This is a genomic window from Nonomuraea aridisoli (assembly GCF_003236395.1).
Lineage (GTDB): Bacteria > Actinomycetota > Actinomycetes > Streptosporangiales > Streptosporangiaceae > Nonomuraea > Nonomuraea aridisoli.
In genome coordinates this window covers 1-15326 of the sequence record NZ_POUD01000224.1, presented here as the reverse complement: position 1 = coordinate 15326, position 15326 = coordinate 1, and the positions used below count along the sequence as shown (strand labels likewise).

Sequence of the window (15326 nt, the reverse complement as noted above, 5' to 3'; positions counted from 1 at the left end):
AGATGGGTATAAGAGACAGGACCCGGGAGGCGCTGCGGTGCGCAACGCCCGTCGATTTGCCACACTCTGCTAGTGCTGCACACGCGTCTTTACCGCAACGGCGTCCTCGACAAGGAAGGGTTCCCCATCGAGGAGGTCTCCGACCATGTGGCCGACCCGGCCAGCACGGCCTGGTTCGACCTGTGCTCGCCGTCGGCCGCCGACCTCGGCCTGATCGGTGAGGAGCTCGGCCTGCACGAGCTGGCCCTCGAGGACGTGCTCAACGACCACCAGCGGCCCAAGGTCGACGTCTACGACAACCATCTGTTCGTCACCGTCTACGGAGTGCACTGCGAGGGCGACCGCGTCGTCCCGGTCGAGGTCAACGTCTTCGTCACCCGCAACGCCCTGGTCACCGTGCGGGAGAACGAGCACTTCGACATCGGCGCGGTCATGCGGCGCTGGGACGCCACCTCCCGGCTGGCCGGGCACGGTGTGACGTTCCTGCTGCACGGCCTGCTCGACTACGTGGTCGACCGCCACATGGCCGTGGTGCAGGACCTCGACGGGCAGGCCGAGGCGCTGGAGGAGTCGCTGTTCGAGGAGGAGGTGCGCGACGGCAGAACCTTGCAGCGCGAGATGTACACGCTGCGCAAGAACACCACCCGCCTGCGCAAGATCACCCTGCCGATGCGCGAGGTGCTCGGCACGCTGCTCCGCCGCGACCAGGAGATCATCGGCGACCGCGTGATGACCCCGTACTACGAGGACGTCCGCGACCACGTGGTCCGCGTCAACGAGGCGGTCGAGTCCATCCGCGAGATGCTCGCGAACGTCCGCGAGACCCGCCTGTCCCAGCAGGGCTTCCGGCTCAACGAGATCATGAAGCGTGTCACCGGCTGGGCCGCCATCATCGCCGTGCCCACCATGATCACCGGCTTCTACGGCCAGAACGTGCCCTACCCGGGCTCCGGCCAGCCGTGGGGCTTCTTCATGTCGGCGATGCTGGTGGCGGTGGCGTCGGTGGCGCTGTACGCGGTGTTCAAGAAGAAGGACTGGTTGTAGCTGGGAATTCCCTAGCTGTGGTGGACCGCTGAACGCGGCCCACCAAAGCTGGGAATCCCCTGGCTGTGGTGGACCGCTGAACGCGGCCCACCGAAGGGCGGCCGGCAGGGCTCGCCCCGTACGTCCACGGTGAGCTCCAGGGCCAGGCGCACCTCGCCGGTCCGGTCGAGGGGCAGGCAGCGGCCACCCGAGATCACCGTCCTGCGGCCGATCGACGTGGTGAGCAGCGACAGCTCCTCGTACGTCGCCGGCTCGGCCAGGCGCAGCACCCACGCGCCGTCCGGGGTGCGGGCACGCTCGCCGTCCAGCGCGTAGTAGTCGAGCACGCCCCCGCTGCCCGACACCACCGCCCGCATGGTGAACCGGCGGCCCTCCACGGTGAACACCTCCGCGGAGGGCGCCCGGTAGATCGAATGCACGTACCCGATCGCGAACGTCCGGCCCGACACCGGCAGGCCGTTCACGGTCAGGCGCCCGGTGCCGCCGGCGGAGCAGAGGACCACCACCGCCGCCAACGCCGGCACCAGTCGGATCAGCCCTGCTCCTGGTAGTAACGCGCCGCGCCCGGGTGCAGCTGGACCGGCGCCACCTGCTGCCCGAGCGCCGGGTCGAGCTTGCCCGCCTCCGGATGCACGGCCGTCAGCTCGGCCTTCTTCGCGAACAGCGTCTTGGTGATGTCGTACGCGAGCTGCTCGTCCATCGAGTCGGGCACCAGCAGCACGTTCGCGATGCCGACCGTCTTGATGGCGCCGGACAGCTTGTAGACCGACATGTCCACGTCGAGGGAGACGTACTGCTCGCCGTAGGTGGACTGCATCGTCCGCAGCACGTCGGAGGTGTCGAGCATCTTCATGTCGGGCTTGCTGGTGGCCAGGTCGGTGATGCCGGCCGTGGGCACGCCGCCGACCCAGAAGAACGCGTCGATGGTGCCGTCCTTGGCGGCCTGCACCGACTCGTTGATCGACAGCTGCTGCTTGGTGATGTCGGCGTCGGGGTCGATCCCGGCCGCCTCCAGCATGCGGCGGGCCACGACCTGGGTGCCGGAGTTGGCCGGGCCGAGCGAGACGCGCTTGCCCTTCAGGTCGGCGACCGTCTCCGCCTCGACGCCGGGGGAGACGACGACGTGCGCGTAGTTGTCGTAGATGCGGGCGATGGCCTTGATCGGCTGCGCGGCGGTGAAGGTGTCCTTGCCGTTGACCGCGTCGGCGGCCGTGTCGGACTGCGAGAACGCGATGTCGGCCCGGCCGGAGGCCAGCAGCTTGATGTTCTCCACGGAGGCCGACGTGACCGACGCGGTGGCCTGGGTGTTGGCGATGTTCGACGACAGCTGCTTGGCCAGGCCGCCGCCGTAGACGTAGTAGACGCCCGTCGTGCCGCCCGTGGCGATCGACAGCCGGTTGCCCGAGCCGCCGCCCGCGGCTCCGCCTCCGCAGCCCGCCGCGGCCAGGACGGCGGCGGCGACTATCGCGAGAATCCGCTTCACGCTGTTCTCCTTCTTCTGACGAGGTGCACGGCGGCGGCCACGGCCAGGACGGCCAGGCCGGCCACGATGGGGACGGGCTCGAGGAACAGCAGCAGCACCGCGGCCACCGCGGCGAGCAGGCGTTCGGGCACGCCGCTCAGCCCGCCGGTCGCCATGGCGAGCGCGGCGACGGCGACCGCCGAGACCGCGGTCATCAGCAGCACGGTGCCGATCGGCCCCTGGAAGAGCAGCGCCTGCCCGTTCGGCGTCAGCACGAAGGCGAACGGCACCAGGAACGCCGGCAGCGTGTAGCGCCAGGTCATCATCATCGTCCGGTACGTGTTGCCGCCGGTGATCGCGGCCGCCGCGACGGCCGAGAGCGCCGTGGGCGGGCTCACCTCCGACAACACCGCGTAGTAGAAGACGAACATGTACGCCTCGGCCTGCGAGACGCCGAGCTGGAACAGCGCCGGGCCGATGATCACAGCGGCGATGATGAAGCTCGCGGTGACCGGCACGGCCAGGCCCAGCAGCAGCACCGCGACGGCCGCCAGCACCGTGGTGAGCAGGAGGTTGCCCGCGGCCATGCTCACGATGATGTCGGCCAGGTTGAGCCCGAGACCGGTCTGCGTGATGACGCCGACGATGATGCCCGCCGCCGCGCACACGGCGGTCACCGGCAGCACCTCCAGCGTGCCCTTGGCCAGCGCCTGTCCGACGCGCTTGGGGCCCATCCGGTGCGCCGGGTCGAGGAACGACAGCAGGAAGGCCACCGCCGTGGCGATCGCCACCGCCTGGAACGCCGAGCGGTCCAGCGCCATCAGCACGACGATGAGGATGAGCGAGCTGAAGTGGTAGCCGAAGCGCAGCAGCAGCCGGCCGGCCTTGGGCGCGTCCACCGGCACGGCGTGGGTGCCGAAGCGGCGCGAGTCGATCTCGATGGCCAGGAAGATGCCGAGGTAGTACAGCAGCGTCGGGATCGTCGCGTACAGCAGCACCTCGAGGTAGCTGACCCGCAGGTACTCAGCGATGATGAACGCCGCCGCGCCCAGCGTGGGCGGCGACAGGATCGCGCCGATGCCGCCGGCGGCCAGGATGCCGCCCGCGGGCTCCCTGGGGTAGCCGGCCCGGCGCAGCACCGGCCAGGCGACGCTGCCCAGGCTGACCGTGGTGGCCACGCCGGAGCCCGAGACCGTGCCGAGCAGGAAGCCGGCCATCGTCACCGTACGGCCGGGGGCGGCGCGGGAGCGGCGGAAGGCGGCGAAGCTCAGGTCGATGAAGAACCGGCTCGCGCCGGAAAAGTCCAGTACAGCGCCATAAATCGTGAAAAGGATGATGTAACTGGCGGCCACTTGCATGGGGACGCCGAAGAAGCCCTCGGTGCCCGTATAGAGTTGCGAGACGATTTGGCTGAGGTCGAAGCCGCGGTGCCCGATCGGCCAGTTGATCGGTAAATATGCGCCGTAATAGGCATAAATCAGGAAAATGGCGCAGATAATGGTCAGCGACCAGCCGACCGTGCGCCGTACCGCCTCCAGCAGCAGCACCGTGAGCGCCAGCCCCGCCACGATGTCCAGCTGCGTCAGCGCCGCGCCCGAGCCGCGGTCGCGGAAGGCGTCGATGTCCGTCAGCGGGTAGAGCAGCACCGCCAGGGAGGCCGCGGCCAGCAGCCAGTCGGCGACGCTCGGCCGTTCCTTCCGCGCCTCGCCCGCCGCGCCGACCGGCTCTTCCGCGGGCCGGACCGCGTCCGTCGCCTCCGCCGCGCCGGGCTCGGCGGCGGCGCCCCGCTCCCCGCGGCGGAGCAGCCGCCGGGTCAGCGACGACAACCCCGAGCGGTAACAGAGGAAGACCAGCGGCAGCGCCACCGCCAGGAACGTCATGCGGTGCTGCAGCGCCTCCACCGGCTGGAACACCACCACCAGCGAGTACGCCGACAACGCCCCGCCCGCGACCAGCACGCCGAGCCGCAGCACCCCGCCGAGCCGTCGTGCCGGTCGTTCCTGTTCGTGCGCGGAAACCAGCTCGGCCTCACGACTGCTCTGCTCGGTCAAGTCGCTCCTCCCCCGACACGGGCGTTGCGTGGACTTTACGAGCGCTTTACCGGCTGAGGGAAGAGGCCGTTACCTATTTGATCAGAACCTTGGGTGCAGACCCCTGGGTTTATCCGTGGGGTCAGCCCATCTCTGAATCTTCCAACCGTTAGATAGCTCCGATCTGTAGCTTGGGTGCGTGGCTGTCACCCTGCGGTCGAACAGCAACGTCGTGTTCCCATGCGCCTTCCACGTGGTGCGGTGCCCGAAGTACCAGCATCGCGTTCAGGGCGGGCGGGCCGAGGAGCGACTGAAAGGTCGCGCCCGCCGACACTGTGGACGAACTCCTGCTTCGTCGCCACCGTCGGCGGAGCCCCGTTGCACGTCGTGAAGAAGTACGTCGAGAACCAGAAGAACCGCTGAGACAGGGGAGGTGGACCATGCTGACCGGGAGGAAGTACCGGCTGAAGCTCACGCCTGAGCAGGCCGGCATGTGCGAGGAGTTCGGCAACATCTGCCGGTCGGTGTGGAACACCGCCCTGGAACAGCGGCGTGAGTATCGGCGGCGTGGGGCGTGGATGAGCTACGTTCCGCAGGCCGCCGAGGGCGTCGTCGTTCCGCTTCCCCGCAGGTAAGCAGATCGTCGTCGAGCGACTGAACCACAAGTGGGCCAGGGCGAAACTGCCGAAGCTGGGCTGGGTCGCCTTCCGCTGGACTCGCTCCCTCGGCGGGCAGGTCCGGTCGGCGACCGTGTCCCGCAGGAATGGGCACTGGTTCGTGTCGTTCCTCGTGGACGATGGAGCGGTCACGCCCGAGCATCACGCGGGTGCTCCGGTCGGCATCGACCGGGGTGTTGCCGTGGCCGCGACGACCAGCACCGGCGACTTCCACGACCGGGAATTCATCACCCCAGGGGAGGCTGAGCGTTACAGGCGGCTTCAGCACAAGCTCGCCCGCGCCAAGAAGGGCAGCAGGAACCACGCCAGGGTGCGCGCCGCGATGAACCGGACCATGGGTCGCGTCACCGCCCGCCGTGCCGGCTTCTGCGCCCAGAGCGCGCACCAGCTCACCACCCGGCACAACGTCATCGTTCTCGAAGACCTCCGCACCAAGAACATGACCGCCTCGGCTTCGGGCACCATGGACAAGCCGGGCAAGAATGTGGCGCAGAAGCGGGGCCTGAACCGGGCCATCCTCGACAAGGGCTGGCACCGGCTCGAACTCGCCCTGCGCAACGCAGCCCGCTACACCGGCACGGAGATCGTGTTGGTGAACGCCGCGTACACGTCCCAGACCTGCAACGTCTGCAAGGTGGTAGACGCGAAGTCCCGCAAGAGCCAAGCGGTCTTCGCGTGCACCGCCTGCGGACACCAGGCGCACGCGGACGTGAACGCGGCGAGGAACATCCTCAACGCGGCCGGGTTGGCCGTGTCAGCCTGTGGAGACCTCGGCGTTGGCCGGTCTGTGAAGCAGGAACCATCGGGACCCCGTGAGGCAGTACCGGACCAGCCAGTACTGGCTGGAATCCCCCGGCATTAACCGCGGGGAGGAGATCAATTCCCGGAACCGTGGAAACAACAGCGGTCAGAACACTGGCCGCGCCTCGGCCGCCAGCCGCTCCACGGGCACGTCGCCCGCCTGGCTCCCGTCCCGCAGCCGCAGCGAGACGCCGCCGCCCGCCGCCTCGCGCGCCCCCACCACCAGCTGGTACGGCACCAGCCGGTGGGCCCTGATCCGGGCCCCTAGGCTGCCCCGGTCCGCCGGCGCCAGCTCCGCCCGCAGGCCGGCGGCCAGGCAGCGGCGCAGCACGTCCTCGGCGGCGGCCAGCTCGGCGTCCGAAACCGGCAGCACCACCGCCTGCACGGGCGCCATCCAGGCCGGGAACGCGCCGCCGTGCACCTCGACGAGGTGCGCGACCAGGCGCTCGATGCCGCCGACGACGCTGCGGTGCACCATGACCGGCCGGTCGCCGCCGGCGTAGCGCAGGTCGAAGCGCTCGGGCTGGAAGTAGTCGACCTGGACGGTGGACAGGGTGGCCTCGCGCCCGGCCGGGTCGGTGATCTGGATGTCGATCTTCGGCCCGTAGAAGGCGCCCTCGCCGCGTTCCTCGTCGTAGTCGCGCCCCCGCTCCTTCAGCACCGCGCGCAGGACCGCCTCCGAGCGCTCCCACATGCCGGGGTCGTCCACGAACTTCGCGCCGTCGCCGCGCAGCGAGAGCCGGTAGCGGGCGGCGCTGATGCCCAGCTGGACGTGGGCGGCCTCGATGAGGTCGAGCGCCGCCGACACCTCGGCCGCGGCCTGCTCGGGAGCGCAGAACACGTGCCCGTCGTTCAGCTGGATGGCCCGCACCCTGGTCAGCCCGCCGAGCACCCCGGACAGCTCCGAGCGGTACATGCCGCCCAGCTCGGCGATGCGCAGCGGCAGCTCGCGGCGGCTGCGCCCGCGCGAGCGATAGATGAGGGCGTGGTGCGGGCACAGGCTCGGCCGCAGCACGAAGTCCTCACCGCCCACCCGCATCGGCGGGAACATGTCGTCGGCGTAGTGGGCCCAGTGGCCCGAGCGCTCGTACAGTTCGCGTTTGCCCAGGACCGGCGAGTTGACGTGCAGGTAGCCGCTGCGGCGCTCGAGCTCGTGCACGTAGTCCTCGATGGCCTTGCGCACGGCCGCCCCGGCGGGCAGCCAGTAGGGCAGGCCGGAGCCGATCAGCGGGTCGGTGTCGAAGATGCCCAGCTCACGGCCGAGCCTGCGGTGGTCGTTCATGATCAACCTTTCGCGGGAAAGGGCGAACGACCGTGCTCCCGGGCGTCCGCCCGGGAAGCATGGAATCAGCGCGCCGGGACGGGGTCCGGCGTCGTCGTGACGAAGGCGCGCTGCATGGACAGGACCCTAGCATCCGTCCGCACGACCGGCCGCCGCGTTTTCCGGCTGCCGGGTGATGCACCTTTCGGTAAAGCTTCGCGCAGAATTCGGCAAATGATATAAACCTTGCGTGGCCGAGATCACCCTGGACGTGCGCCGGCTCCGGGCGTTCGCCGAGGTCGGATACCAGGTCGCGGCCGGCGGCGGCGCGCACGGCGCGATGGCGGCGCTGCGCCGGGTGGTGCCGCTCGACGCCTACGAGTTCGTCGCGTTCGACCCGGCCACCGGCCGCCACCACAGCGTCGTCTCCGACGGCCACGCCCGCATCGACCGCGACGCGGCCGAGGAGTACGCGGGGCTCGACGCCTACCGCAGGGCACTGGCCACCCGCGCGCCGGTCGCCATGCCCGAGCCCGGCAGCGAGCGCTACTTCCGGCGCCACCTCGCCCCCTACGGCTGGCGGGCGGGGCTGACGGCGCCGCTGTTCCTGAGCGAGGGCCGCTACACCGGCCTGCTCCACCTCGCCTCCAAAGACCCCTTCCCGCGGCTCACCGCGGCCCTGCTGGCCGCCGTCAGCCCCATGCTGGCCCACGTGACCGACCTGAGCAGGTGCGTGATCGACCCGGTGGGGCTGCCGCCCGACTTCCGCGCGGTCGCCTACGACCGGCTCGGCACCCGCCGCCGCGTCCCCGGCCGCGAGACCTCCGTCGTGTTGTGGGACGACCCGGCGATGGCCGCCTACGCGCGGGCGTTCATCGACTCGCGCGAGCTGAGCCGGCACGGGTTGTGGCTGGGCGGCGACGGCGGCTGGCACGAGGTGCGGCTGCTGCGGGCGGGCGTCGGCTTCCAGGGCGCCCTCCAGGGCGCCGTCGCGGCCGAGCGGCCGTGCCCGCTGCCGTACGACCTCACCGGGCGCGAGCTCGACGTGCTCACCCGTGTGGCGGCCGGCGACTCCAACCCGCAGATCGCCGCCGCGCTCGTGCTCAGCGTCCGCACGGTGACCACGCACCTGGAGCACATCTTCGCCAAGCTCGGCTGCGACAGCCGCACGCGCCTCACGACCAAGGCCCTCGCCGAGGGCCTGTGCCGCCTCGACGTCTAGCTTAAAGACCAAGAAATCAGCTGCTCCAGCGCAGGCCGGAAATCGCGAGTCGTTGCCACGCCACGCGATGGTCGCGGTGATCGACTATCGACTGTGAGGAAGACGACTGCGCATGCCCAGATGCCCGGCGCCGGCACCCGTGCCGCCCGGGCGAGGACCCGGCTGCTCATCGCGGCGGCCCTGCCCGCCGGCGTCATCGCCGCCGGCACGATCCTGTCGCCGGCACTCGCCGACCCCGGCGGGCAACAGGCGGAGTGCTTCGGTCAGAAGGCCACGATCGTGGCGCTGCCCGGCACGCCCACCGTCGGGACCGCCGGTCCTGACGTGATCATCGGCACCGACGGCCCGGACCACATCGACGGCCTCGGCGGCGACGACCGCATCTGCGGCCTCGGCGGCGACGACGTCCTGCTCGGCGGGCTGGGCAACAACCTGATCGACGGCGGTCCCGGCGGCGACACCATGCGCTCCGGCCCGGGCGCGCTCTCCACCGGAACGGCCTCCTGGCCGCCCGGCATCGGCTGAACACTCATGTGGCCCGCGATGGTCGTGGCGGGCCCGTCCCGAACCGGATTTGTCGACAGCTCGACGACGTGGGCGTCCCATCAGCTATAAATCAGCTGCCGTTCGCAGCCGGCAAAGGGGGACGTCACATGGCCAGAGCGCGTCAGAAGAGGCGTGCCGCTGCCGCTCCCCAGGCTGAGGAGCCCGGGAGGTGGAAGGCCCTGTGGACGTGGCTGGCCGGAATCCTCAGCGCCGTGATCGTCGCGGCCGTCGGCGTGGTGTTCACCGGCTGGTTCAACGCCCGCGGCACCGATGCCGTGGACCTGATCAGCGGCGAGCCCCCGATCAAGGTCGGCCACGTGGCCGTCGACCACGCCACGCATGACACGGCCCTGAGGCGACCCGTGACCGACCCGGCGGACCGGGCGGTCCTGCTGGGCGGCGCGTCCGGCGCGCGACGTGACGCGGTCCTGGCGCGCCACGACTGGGCCCCGCTCGAGACCGCCGGCGGTGGCCTGCACGCTCTGGACGCCGTCTCTGGCGAGGTCCGATGGAGGTCACGGATCACCGGCCTCGGCCAGTCTCGTCCGGTGGTGGCCGGCGCGACCGTGTACGCGGGCGACAGCGCGGGCACCACGTACGCGCTGAACGCCGCCACCGGCACGCTCCTGTGGAGCTTCCGGGCCGAGGGCGACCAGCCCGCCTACCGGTGGGACGCCGCGGTGGCGGACGGGCTCGTGTACACCGCCGGCGCGGACCGTACGCTGTACGCCCTCGACGCGGCCACGGGCAGGACCCGCTGGCGTCTCCCGCTGGGCGGGGGCCGCCACACCGGCCCCGTGGCGGCGGGCGGCACCCTCTACGTCTCCGACGTCGGGGGAACGCTGTACGCCCTCGACCCCGCGACCGGCACGGTGCGTTCGCGGTCGTGGACCGGCGGCACCGTCCAGACCGGGCCTGTGGTGTCGGACGGCTTCGTGTACGTCGGCGGCTCCAACGGAAACCTCTACGCACGGCCCACGGCCGGCCCCTAGATCACCGCAGGTTCGCGCATCCCAATCGCCCCCGGGCCTCAGACGGCCATCCCGGCGGGCACGCGCGCGTGCTGCACCTCGAACCAGACCGTGGTGGAGCCGTCCTCGCGGGTGAAGCCCCAGCGGTGGCTGAGCGCCTCGATCAGCGGCAGGCCGCGCCCGCTGGTGGACTGCGCGCTCGTACGGCACACGCACGGTGGCCCGTCCGACCCCGCGTCCTCGACGAGGACGCGCACGGCCGCCTCCGAGCTGGTCACGGTCACCGTGAACGAACCCCCGTCGCCGGACCTGCTGTGCAGGATCGCGTTCGTGGCCAGCTCGCTGGTGAGCAGCACCACGTCGTCGTAGAGCGGATGGTCGCGGCCCAGAGCGTCTCTCACCAGCCCCCTGGCCCTGGACACCTGCGACGGTGTCCCCGGCAGCCGGGCCACCAGATCACGATCGTCCCCCTTGGTGCGCAGCTCCTGCGGTGCCACGGCGACCTCCCCCAACATCCGGTGACGTTATGAGACGCGCCGCAAGGGGGCCGGAGATTATCGCGAAAAGGTAGGAATGGCCTTTCCCAAGGTCGGCTGCGCGAGTGCCGGTTACGACCGAGTACGCTGCGATCGACGAGTCGTCTAGGCCCGAAGGGTTGGCAGGAGGTCGTGTGAGCAGCCTGGAGGCCGTCTGGGTGCAGCCGTACGAACGGCCGGGTGCGGTGGTCGTGACCGGTGTCTTCGACATCCTGCACGTGGGCCACGTACGCTACCTGGGCGCGGTGGCCGAGCGCGGGCTGCCCCTGATCGTCGGCGTCGAGGACGACCCGCGCGTGCGCGCGTGGAAGGGGCCGAGCCGCCCGCTCAACCCATCGGCGGAGCGCGCCGAGGTGCTGGCCGCGCTCCGCTTCGTCACCGGGGTCTTCATCGTGACGGGCCCGCCCGAGGCGCACGGGCCCGAGGACTACATCGACCTGCTCGCGCCGATGCGGCCGGGCGCGCTGGCCCACACGGCGGGCGACCCGCACGCGGGGGCCCGCGCCGCCGCGGCGGCCATCCTGGGGGCCGACTGCTGGGAGATGGCCGCCATCCCGGGCCGCTCCACGACCCGCATCGTCAACGCCGCCACCAAGCCCTGACCGCCCTGTGACGACGACCCGTCGTGCCGGTCCTGTGCTCCGTCTTCGGATCGCGCCGTCTTCGGACGCGTGTGCCGCTGACGGTCGGCGATGGGACGGCTGCGCCCGGTGCAGGCGTCACCTGCAGCACTGACGTGCAGGTCGCCCTGGTCATCCCAGATGACCTACGCGGGCAGGGCCGTCGCCTCCCGTATGGCGCCGGCGGCCGCCGTCGGGGTGTAGTTCTCGGGCACGCCGTCGACCATGATGATGTCGCCCTCGATGTGCCGCGAGCGCAGCGGCGCGATCTCCCGGTACGCGGGAGAATCCCACCACGCCCGTGCCTCGGCGATCCCGGGGAACCCGATCATCACGACATGTCCGGGCCAATCGCCTTCTTTCACCTCGTGCTGGGTGGCGTGGACGAGGTAGCGGCCCCCGTACGGCTCGAAGGTGGTGGGGAGCCGTTCGATGTAGTGGGCGATCTCCGGGTGCGGGGCCGCCTCCTGCAGGTGGGCGATGACGTAGGCCGGCATGGTGTCCTCCCGGTGGGGTCGTGTTCGGTGCGCTGCCGATCCTGACACGCCCTTCGTAGGCAGGGCGATTACCTGGCAGGTAGGCGATCTGGCATCGCCAGGCGGAAGTCGCGCACGGGCGCACCGATCTTCGCCGCGCCGGGCCGCCGGATCCAGGACGAGGAGTACATCACCTCCGATTTCTCCCGTGTCTCCTTCGACGACGGCGAGCATGGGGTGCTGGTCGTCGTCATGGACACGACCGAGCAGGTCACCACGGCGCGCCGGCTGCAGCAGGCCGCCGACGAGCGGCGCCACATCCTGCGCCGTTACCAGAGCCTGATGCGCGTCAGCGTGGACATCATCTGGGTGGCCGATCCGCACGGGGGGATGATCGAGCCCAGCCCCGCCTGGGAGCGGGTCACCGGCCAATCATGGGCGGAGAGCCGCGGCAACGGCTGGCTGGACGCCCTGCACCCCGACGACATCCCGGCCATCATCGAGTCGTGACGGCGAGCGGTCAGCGATCAGGTCGAGTGCTGGGACTGCGTCTACCGCCTGCGTACCGAGGACGGCTCCCACCGGCATTACGAGACACGGGCCGTCCCCGTGCGGGAGGACGGCCACCTGGTCGAGTGGGTCGGCACGGCCAGCGACATCGAGGACCAGTGGCAGGGGCAGCGCCGCAGGCGGCTGCTCGACGCCGCCGCGGCGACGTCCGGCCTGACGAACGTCGATGACATGCTGGACGCGCTGTTGCACGTCATCGTCCCGGAACTGGCCGATGGATGCGGCTTCCACTGAGCCGACCTGTCCGAGGACCTCTCGCGCGGCGGCGACCGCAGGCTCGCGCGCGCGATCCGCCGCCGCACCCCCTTCGCCACAACGTTCCCAGCGGGAGAGCCTCCGGCGGACCTCATGCCCGAGGGCACGCGGACGTGGCTGGAGACCAACCTGGGTCACTCCGTCGCGGTCATCCCCGTCGTCGTCGAAGGCTCGGTCGCCGCCGTGCTCACCCCATCCGTATGCGGTGACGGCCGCCGATCACCCAGAGCGACCTGGCCCTGCTGGGCGAGATGATCGACCGGATGCACGACCGGCTGAGCAGCGCGATGCGCTTCCAGCGCACCCACCGCATCGCGCTGGCGCTGCAGCACAGCCTGCTGGCCGCACCGCCGCGGGTGCGCGGCCTGCAGATCGCCGCCCGCTACCGGTCCAAGTCCGACCGCCGCGGAGGTGGGTGGCGACTGGCACGACGCGTTCGCGCTGCCCGACGGCGCGACCGTGCTGGCCCGGGTCGAGCGCTGCGACGGCGGCCACGAGCTGTACCACTCGACAGCCGGACACCCGCCGCCGCTGCTGGTCGGAGCCGACGGCCTGGTCGAACGTCCCGGCGAACATCTCGACAAGGGCTTCGACCGGCTGCGCGAGCGAGTCGCCGCGCAGTGCCGCACACCGCTGGACAGGCTCTGCGACGACCTGCTGAGCTTCCTGCCCCGCCATACCGACGACGACGTCGCCATGATCGGACTGGGCTTCCCCGCGGCTCCCCGCCGAGCTGAACCCGTCCGGCCCCAGGTTCGCTCTGACCGACGGGCGATCAGGGCCGAATGGGGTAACAGGGAAGGACTCTGACGGGCGACCTGCTGGTCGCCGATGGTGCTTGACCTTCTGGTTGCTGTAAGGCCGACCATGAAGCCATGTTGTCCATCAGCGAATTCAGTGAGATGTGCCATCTTTCGCCGCAGACTCTGCGGTTCTACCACTCCGAGGGTTTGCTCGTCCCGGCCGAGGTCAGCGAACAGAGCGGCTACCGCTCATACACCTTCGACCAGGTCGAACAGGCCATGCTGATCACCGTTCTGCGCGGCACGGGGATGAGCGTCAAACTTGTCCGGCGCGCTCTGGACGAACCTGACACCGCACCCGTCCTGCTGCAGCAGCACATCGCGGAGGTGCAGCGCCAGCGGCAGGCCCAGGACGAAGCGATCAGTGACGCGCGCGAGTTCCTCACCTCGTGGCCGGAGGTGAGGAAGCGCCATGTCCCCGAGATGACCGTGGTGTCCACATCGACGCCCGCTCTTCCGGCCGGCAGCGACCAATACGACTGGGACGAAGCCGACGCCGGCACGAACGCCACTGTCGACCGCGTGATCGAGGCCGTGGAAGCGTGTGGAGCCGTCGTGTCGGGTACCCCGTGGCGGACGTGGGCCGCCGAGACCCCGGAGCAGAAGCGAGCGAACCTCACCATGGAGGGGCCGCACTGGCTGGTGAAGGTCCCTGTCATGGCGGACGAGAAAGCGCTCTCGGCCCTGCCCGGCGACCTCGAGGTCCAGAGCTTCGAGGCCAGGGACGAACTGTCGATATTCATCCCGGGCAAAAGCTCGATGGCGAAGTTCGGCACGGCCCTCTCTCGCCTGCTCACCTATCCCCTTGAGGACGCGTACCTCGACATCTCCCGCATGCGTCAGTTGTTGCACGCCGACGGCACGGAAACCACCGCGCCGCTCTGCGACCTCCACGAGCCCGAAACGACCGGCTGACGGTGGGAGCCGGCCGGGTCCAGAACTCGCCCGGCGCCTGAGCGGGGAGCCATGTCGCGCTTGTCAAGGCTATCGAAATTCGATAGATTCCCATCGTTATTCGATGGAGGAGGATGCGATGGGGAAGTTGACAGTGCTGGCGTTGCGCGCCGTGCTCGTGGTGCTGCTCGCCGGCTCGGTGTTCGTCCAGGCGGTCATGGTGCCGTTACTGGCCGCGGACCTGGACGGGCTCGACTCGGAGCTCCCGTACCCGATCCCGGCCTACCTCGTGACGGTCCTGCTGGGCGTCGTGACGGCACAGGTCGTCCTGGTCTGTGTGTGGCGGCTGGTGACGATGGTGCGGCGCGGCACGGTGTTCTCCCACGCCGCCTTCCGGTACGTGCACGTGGTGATCGGGGCGTTCGTGGCGGCCGCCGTCCTGACGTTCGTGCTCGCGGTCCTGCTGGCGCCCGGTGAGGCCGTCGCCCCCGGCGTGGTCCTGCTCGTCTGCGGGGTCGTCGTGGCGATCCTGGGGGTCGCGCTCGTCGTGCTCGTGCTGCGGATGTTGCTGGCCCAGGCCGTCGCGCGGGACATCGAGGCGGCGCGGCTGGCGGCCGAGCTGGACGAGGTCATCTGATGCCCATCGTCGTCGAGATCGACGTGATGCTGGCCAAGCGGAAGATGTCCGTGGGGGAGCTGGCGGACCGGGTCGGCATCACACCCGCCAACCTGGCGGTGCTCAAGAACGGCCGTGCCAAGGCGGTGCGCTTCACGACGCTGGCGGCGCTCTGCGAGGTGCTCGAATGCCAGCCGGGAGACCTGCTGCGCTGGGAACCCGAAGCCACCCCGGACCGGTGAACCCTCTTCGCCCGCCATCCGCGCGCGAGGCTCGCTCCCGCACAGCGCCGATCCGGACGGTCGCGTCCCCACGTCGTCGATCCGGACGGTCGCGTCCCGATCCGGGGACGCGACGGAGGCGTCGCCGTGGGCGCAGGTCGCCAGGTGGGCGACGGGCATGATCGCGTACTCTTTCCTGACATGACGGCCGACGGGGTGGCGAGGCGGGTCACGGACCTGCTGGCGCCGCAGGTACTGGTGATCGTCATGCCGCCCGTCGTGGGTCTCCTCGCCGAAGGGTGGGCGGGTGCCTGTCTCTTA

At 70.5% G+C, this 15326-nt stretch carries 19 protein-coding genes and 2 pseudogenes; 14 read left to right on the top strand and 7 right to left on the bottom strand.

What is annotated here, in order from left to right:
• Window positions 1-72 precede the first annotated feature (72 nt).
• Window positions 73-1044 (top strand): magnesium transporter CorA family protein, encoded by a 972-nt coding sequence (locus C1J01_RS36135; protein WP_111183462.1) that lies wholly within the window; start codon window positions 73-75, stop codon window positions 1042-1044.
• A gap of 11 nt (window positions 1045-1055) precedes the next feature.
• On the opposite strand, the gene C1J01_RS36130 is transcribed toward C1J01_RS36135, so the two are convergent.
• The 3 genes from C1J01_RS36130 to C1J01_RS36120 are packed head-to-tail and all read right to left on the bottom strand — an operon-like array spanning window position 1056 to window position 4557.
• Window positions 1056-1568 (bottom strand): DUF1850 domain-containing protein, encoded by a 513-nt coding sequence (locus C1J01_RS36130; protein ID WP_181449152.1) that lies wholly within the window; start codon window positions 1566-1568, stop codon window positions 1056-1058.
• Between the two features lie 8 nt (window positions 1569-1576).
• A complete protein-coding gene (locus C1J01_RS36125; RefSeq protein ID WP_111183460.1) occupies window positions 1577-2527 on the bottom strand; it encodes a TAXI family TRAP transporter solute-binding subunit in 951 nt (316 codons plus the stop codon).
• The gene (locus C1J01_RS36120) at window positions 2524-4557 is read right to left on the bottom strand and encodes a TRAP transporter permease (RefSeq protein WP_220040265.1); all 2034 of its coding nucleotides are present in this window, start codon (window positions 4555-4557) and stop codon (window positions 2524-2526) included. The genes C1J01_RS36125 and C1J01_RS36120 overlap by 4 nt, the downstream gene beginning before the upstream one ends.
• Before the next feature lie 178 nt (window positions 4558-4735).
• Between C1J01_RS36120 and C1J01_RS36115 the strand changes: the two are divergent.
• The 3 genes and pseudogenes from C1J01_RS36115 to C1J01_RS36110 all read left to right on the top strand — a co-directional run bounded on the left by C1J01_RS36115 (window position 4736) and on the right by C1J01_RS36110 (window position 6075).
• Window positions 4736-4959: pseudogene (locus C1J01_RS36115) on the top strand (transposase).
• Window positions 4960-4976: 17 nt separating this feature from the next.
• Window positions 4977-5171: a helix-turn-helix domain-containing protein gene (locus tag C1J01_RS52620; protein WP_235854898.1), complete on the top strand. Its 195-nt coding sequence runs from the start codon at window positions 4977-4979 to the stop codon at window positions 5169-5171.
• Window positions 5172-5175: 4 nt separating this feature from the next.
• Entirely contained in the window at window positions 5176-6075 is a 900-nt protein-coding gene (locus C1J01_RS36110) for an RNA-guided endonuclease InsQ/TnpB family protein (protein WP_328589710.1), read from the top strand.
• Between the two features lie 45 nt (window positions 6076-6120).
• On the opposite strand, the gene thrS is transcribed toward C1J01_RS36110, so the two are convergent.
• Window positions 6121-7362 (bottom strand): threonine--tRNA ligase, encoded by a 1242-nt coding sequence (gene thrS, locus C1J01_RS36105; RefSeq protein WP_268958771.1) that lies wholly within the window; start codon window positions 7360-7362, stop codon window positions 6121-6123.
• A 163-nt stretch (window positions 7363-7525) separates the two neighbouring features.
• On the opposite strand from thrS, the gene C1J01_RS36100 reads away from it, so the two are divergent.
• From C1J01_RS36100 to C1J01_RS36090, 3 genes are all read left to right on the top strand, one after another.
• Complete coding sequence (locus C1J01_RS36100) at window positions 7526-8497, top strand: helix-turn-helix transcriptional regulator (protein ID WP_111183458.1); 972 nt, start codon at window positions 7526-7528, stop codon at window positions 8495-8497.
• Between the two features lie 93 nt (window positions 8498-8590).
• Window positions 8591-9022 carry a calcium-binding protein gene (locus C1J01_RS50385; protein ID WP_181449151.1) on the top strand — a complete coding sequence of 144 codons (432 nt, stop codon included), beginning with the start codon at window positions 8591-8593 and terminating at the stop codon, window positions 9020-9022.
• A 233-nt stretch (window positions 9023-9255) separates the two neighbouring features.
• Window positions 9256-10035 (top strand): PQQ-binding-like beta-propeller repeat protein, encoded by a 780-nt coding sequence (locus C1J01_RS36090; protein ID WP_181449150.1) that lies wholly within the window; start codon window positions 9256-9258, stop codon window positions 10033-10035.
• Between the two features lie 38 nt (window positions 10036-10073).
• On the opposite strand, the gene C1J01_RS36085 is transcribed toward C1J01_RS36090, so the two are convergent.
• Complete coding sequence (locus tag C1J01_RS36085) at window positions 10074-10529, bottom strand: ATP-binding protein (RefSeq protein ID WP_111183455.1); 456 nt, start codon at window positions 10527-10529, stop codon at window positions 10074-10076.
• Window positions 10530-10684: 155 nt separating this feature from the next.
• Here C1J01_RS36085 and C1J01_RS36080 point away from each other — a divergent pair, with 155 nt between their 5' ends.
• Entirely contained in the window at window positions 10685-11152 is a 468-nt protein-coding gene (locus tag C1J01_RS36080) for an adenylyltransferase/cytidyltransferase family protein (RefSeq protein WP_111183454.1), read from the top strand.
• A 164-nt stretch (window positions 11153-11316) separates the two neighbouring features.
• On the opposite strand, the gene C1J01_RS36075 is transcribed toward C1J01_RS36080, so the two are convergent.
• On the bottom strand, window positions 11317-11667 hold the full coding sequence (locus tag C1J01_RS36075; protein WP_111183453.1) for a DUF1330 domain-containing protein: 351 nt from the start codon (window positions 11665-11667) through the stop codon (window positions 11317-11319).
• 216 nt (window positions 11668-11883) lie between these two features.
• Between C1J01_RS36075 and C1J01_RS36070 the strand changes: the two genes are divergently transcribed.
• Together C1J01_RS36070 and C1J01_RS36065 are read left to right on the top strand one after the other, a co-directional pair.
• Window positions 11884-12156 carry a PAS domain-containing protein gene (locus C1J01_RS36070; RefSeq protein WP_111183452.1) on the top strand — a complete coding sequence of 91 codons (273 nt, stop codon included), beginning with the start codon at window positions 11884-11886 and terminating at the stop codon, window positions 12154-12156.
• 27 nt (window positions 12157-12183) lie between these two features.
• Window positions 12184-12450: pseudogene (locus C1J01_RS36065) on the top strand (PAS domain-containing protein); the annotation flags it as partial.
• Between the two features lie 155 nt (window positions 12451-12605).
• On the opposite strand, the gene C1J01_RS49285 reads toward C1J01_RS36065, so the two are convergent.
• On the bottom strand, window positions 12606-12803 hold the full coding sequence (locus C1J01_RS49285) for a hypothetical protein (RefSeq protein WP_146615846.1): 198 nt from the start codon (window positions 12801-12803) through the stop codon (window positions 12606-12608).
• Window positions 12804-12882: 79 nt separating this feature from the next.
• Between C1J01_RS49285 and C1J01_RS36060 the strand changes: the two genes are divergently transcribed.
• From C1J01_RS36060 to C1J01_RS36045, 4 genes are all read left to right on the top strand, one after another.
• On the top strand, window positions 12883-13281 hold the full coding sequence (locus tag C1J01_RS36060; RefSeq protein ID WP_111183450.1) for a hypothetical protein: 399 nt from the start codon (window positions 12883-12885) through the stop codon (window positions 13279-13281).
• A gap of 65 nt (window positions 13282-13346) precedes the next feature.
• Window positions 13347-14189: a MerR family transcriptional regulator gene (locus tag C1J01_RS36055; protein ID WP_111183449.1), complete on the top strand. Its 843-nt coding sequence runs from the start codon at window positions 13347-13349 to the stop codon at window positions 14187-14189.
• 118 nt (window positions 14190-14307) lie between these two features.
• Window positions 14308-14805 carry a DUF2975 domain-containing protein gene (locus tag C1J01_RS36050; protein ID WP_111183448.1) on the top strand — a complete coding sequence of 166 codons (498 nt, stop codon included), beginning with the start codon at window positions 14308-14310 and terminating at the stop codon, window positions 14803-14805.
• Complete coding sequence (locus tag C1J01_RS36045) at window positions 14805-15026, top strand: helix-turn-helix domain-containing protein (protein ID WP_111183447.1); 222 nt, start codon at window positions 14805-14807, stop codon at window positions 15024-15026. The genes C1J01_RS36050 and C1J01_RS36045 overlap by 1 nt, the downstream gene beginning before the upstream one ends.
• The last annotated feature ends 300 nt before the right edge of the window (window positions 15027-15326 follow it).

What these genes read in the sequence shown, in the direction of transcription:
- C1J01_RS36050 (WP_111183448.1), top strand. Translation starts at nt 14,308, where the DNA reads ATGGGGAAGTTGACAGTGCTGGCGTTGCGCGCCGTGCTCGTGGTGCTG.
- C1J01_RS36045 (WP_111183447.1), top strand. Translation starts at nt 14,805, where the DNA reads ATGCCCATCGTCGTCGAGATCGACGTGATGCTGGCCAAGCGGAAGATG.
- C1J01_RS36055 (WP_111183449.1), top strand. Translation starts at nt 13,347, where the DNA reads ATGTTGTCCATCAGCGAATTCAGTGAGATGTGCCATCTTTCGCCGCAG.
- C1J01_RS52620 (WP_235854898.1), top strand. Translation starts at nt 4,977, where the DNA reads ATGCTGACCGGGAGGAAGTACCGGCTGAAGCTCACGCCTGAGCAGGCC.
- C1J01_RS36085 (WP_111183455.1), bottom strand. Translation starts at nt 10,529, where the DNA reads ATGTTGGGGGAGGTCGCCGTGGCACCGCAGGAGCTGCGCACCAAGGGG.
- C1J01_RS36075 (WP_111183453.1), bottom strand. Translation starts at nt 11,667, where the DNA reads ATGCCGGCCTACGTCATCGCCCACCTGCAGGAGGCGGCCCCGCACCCG.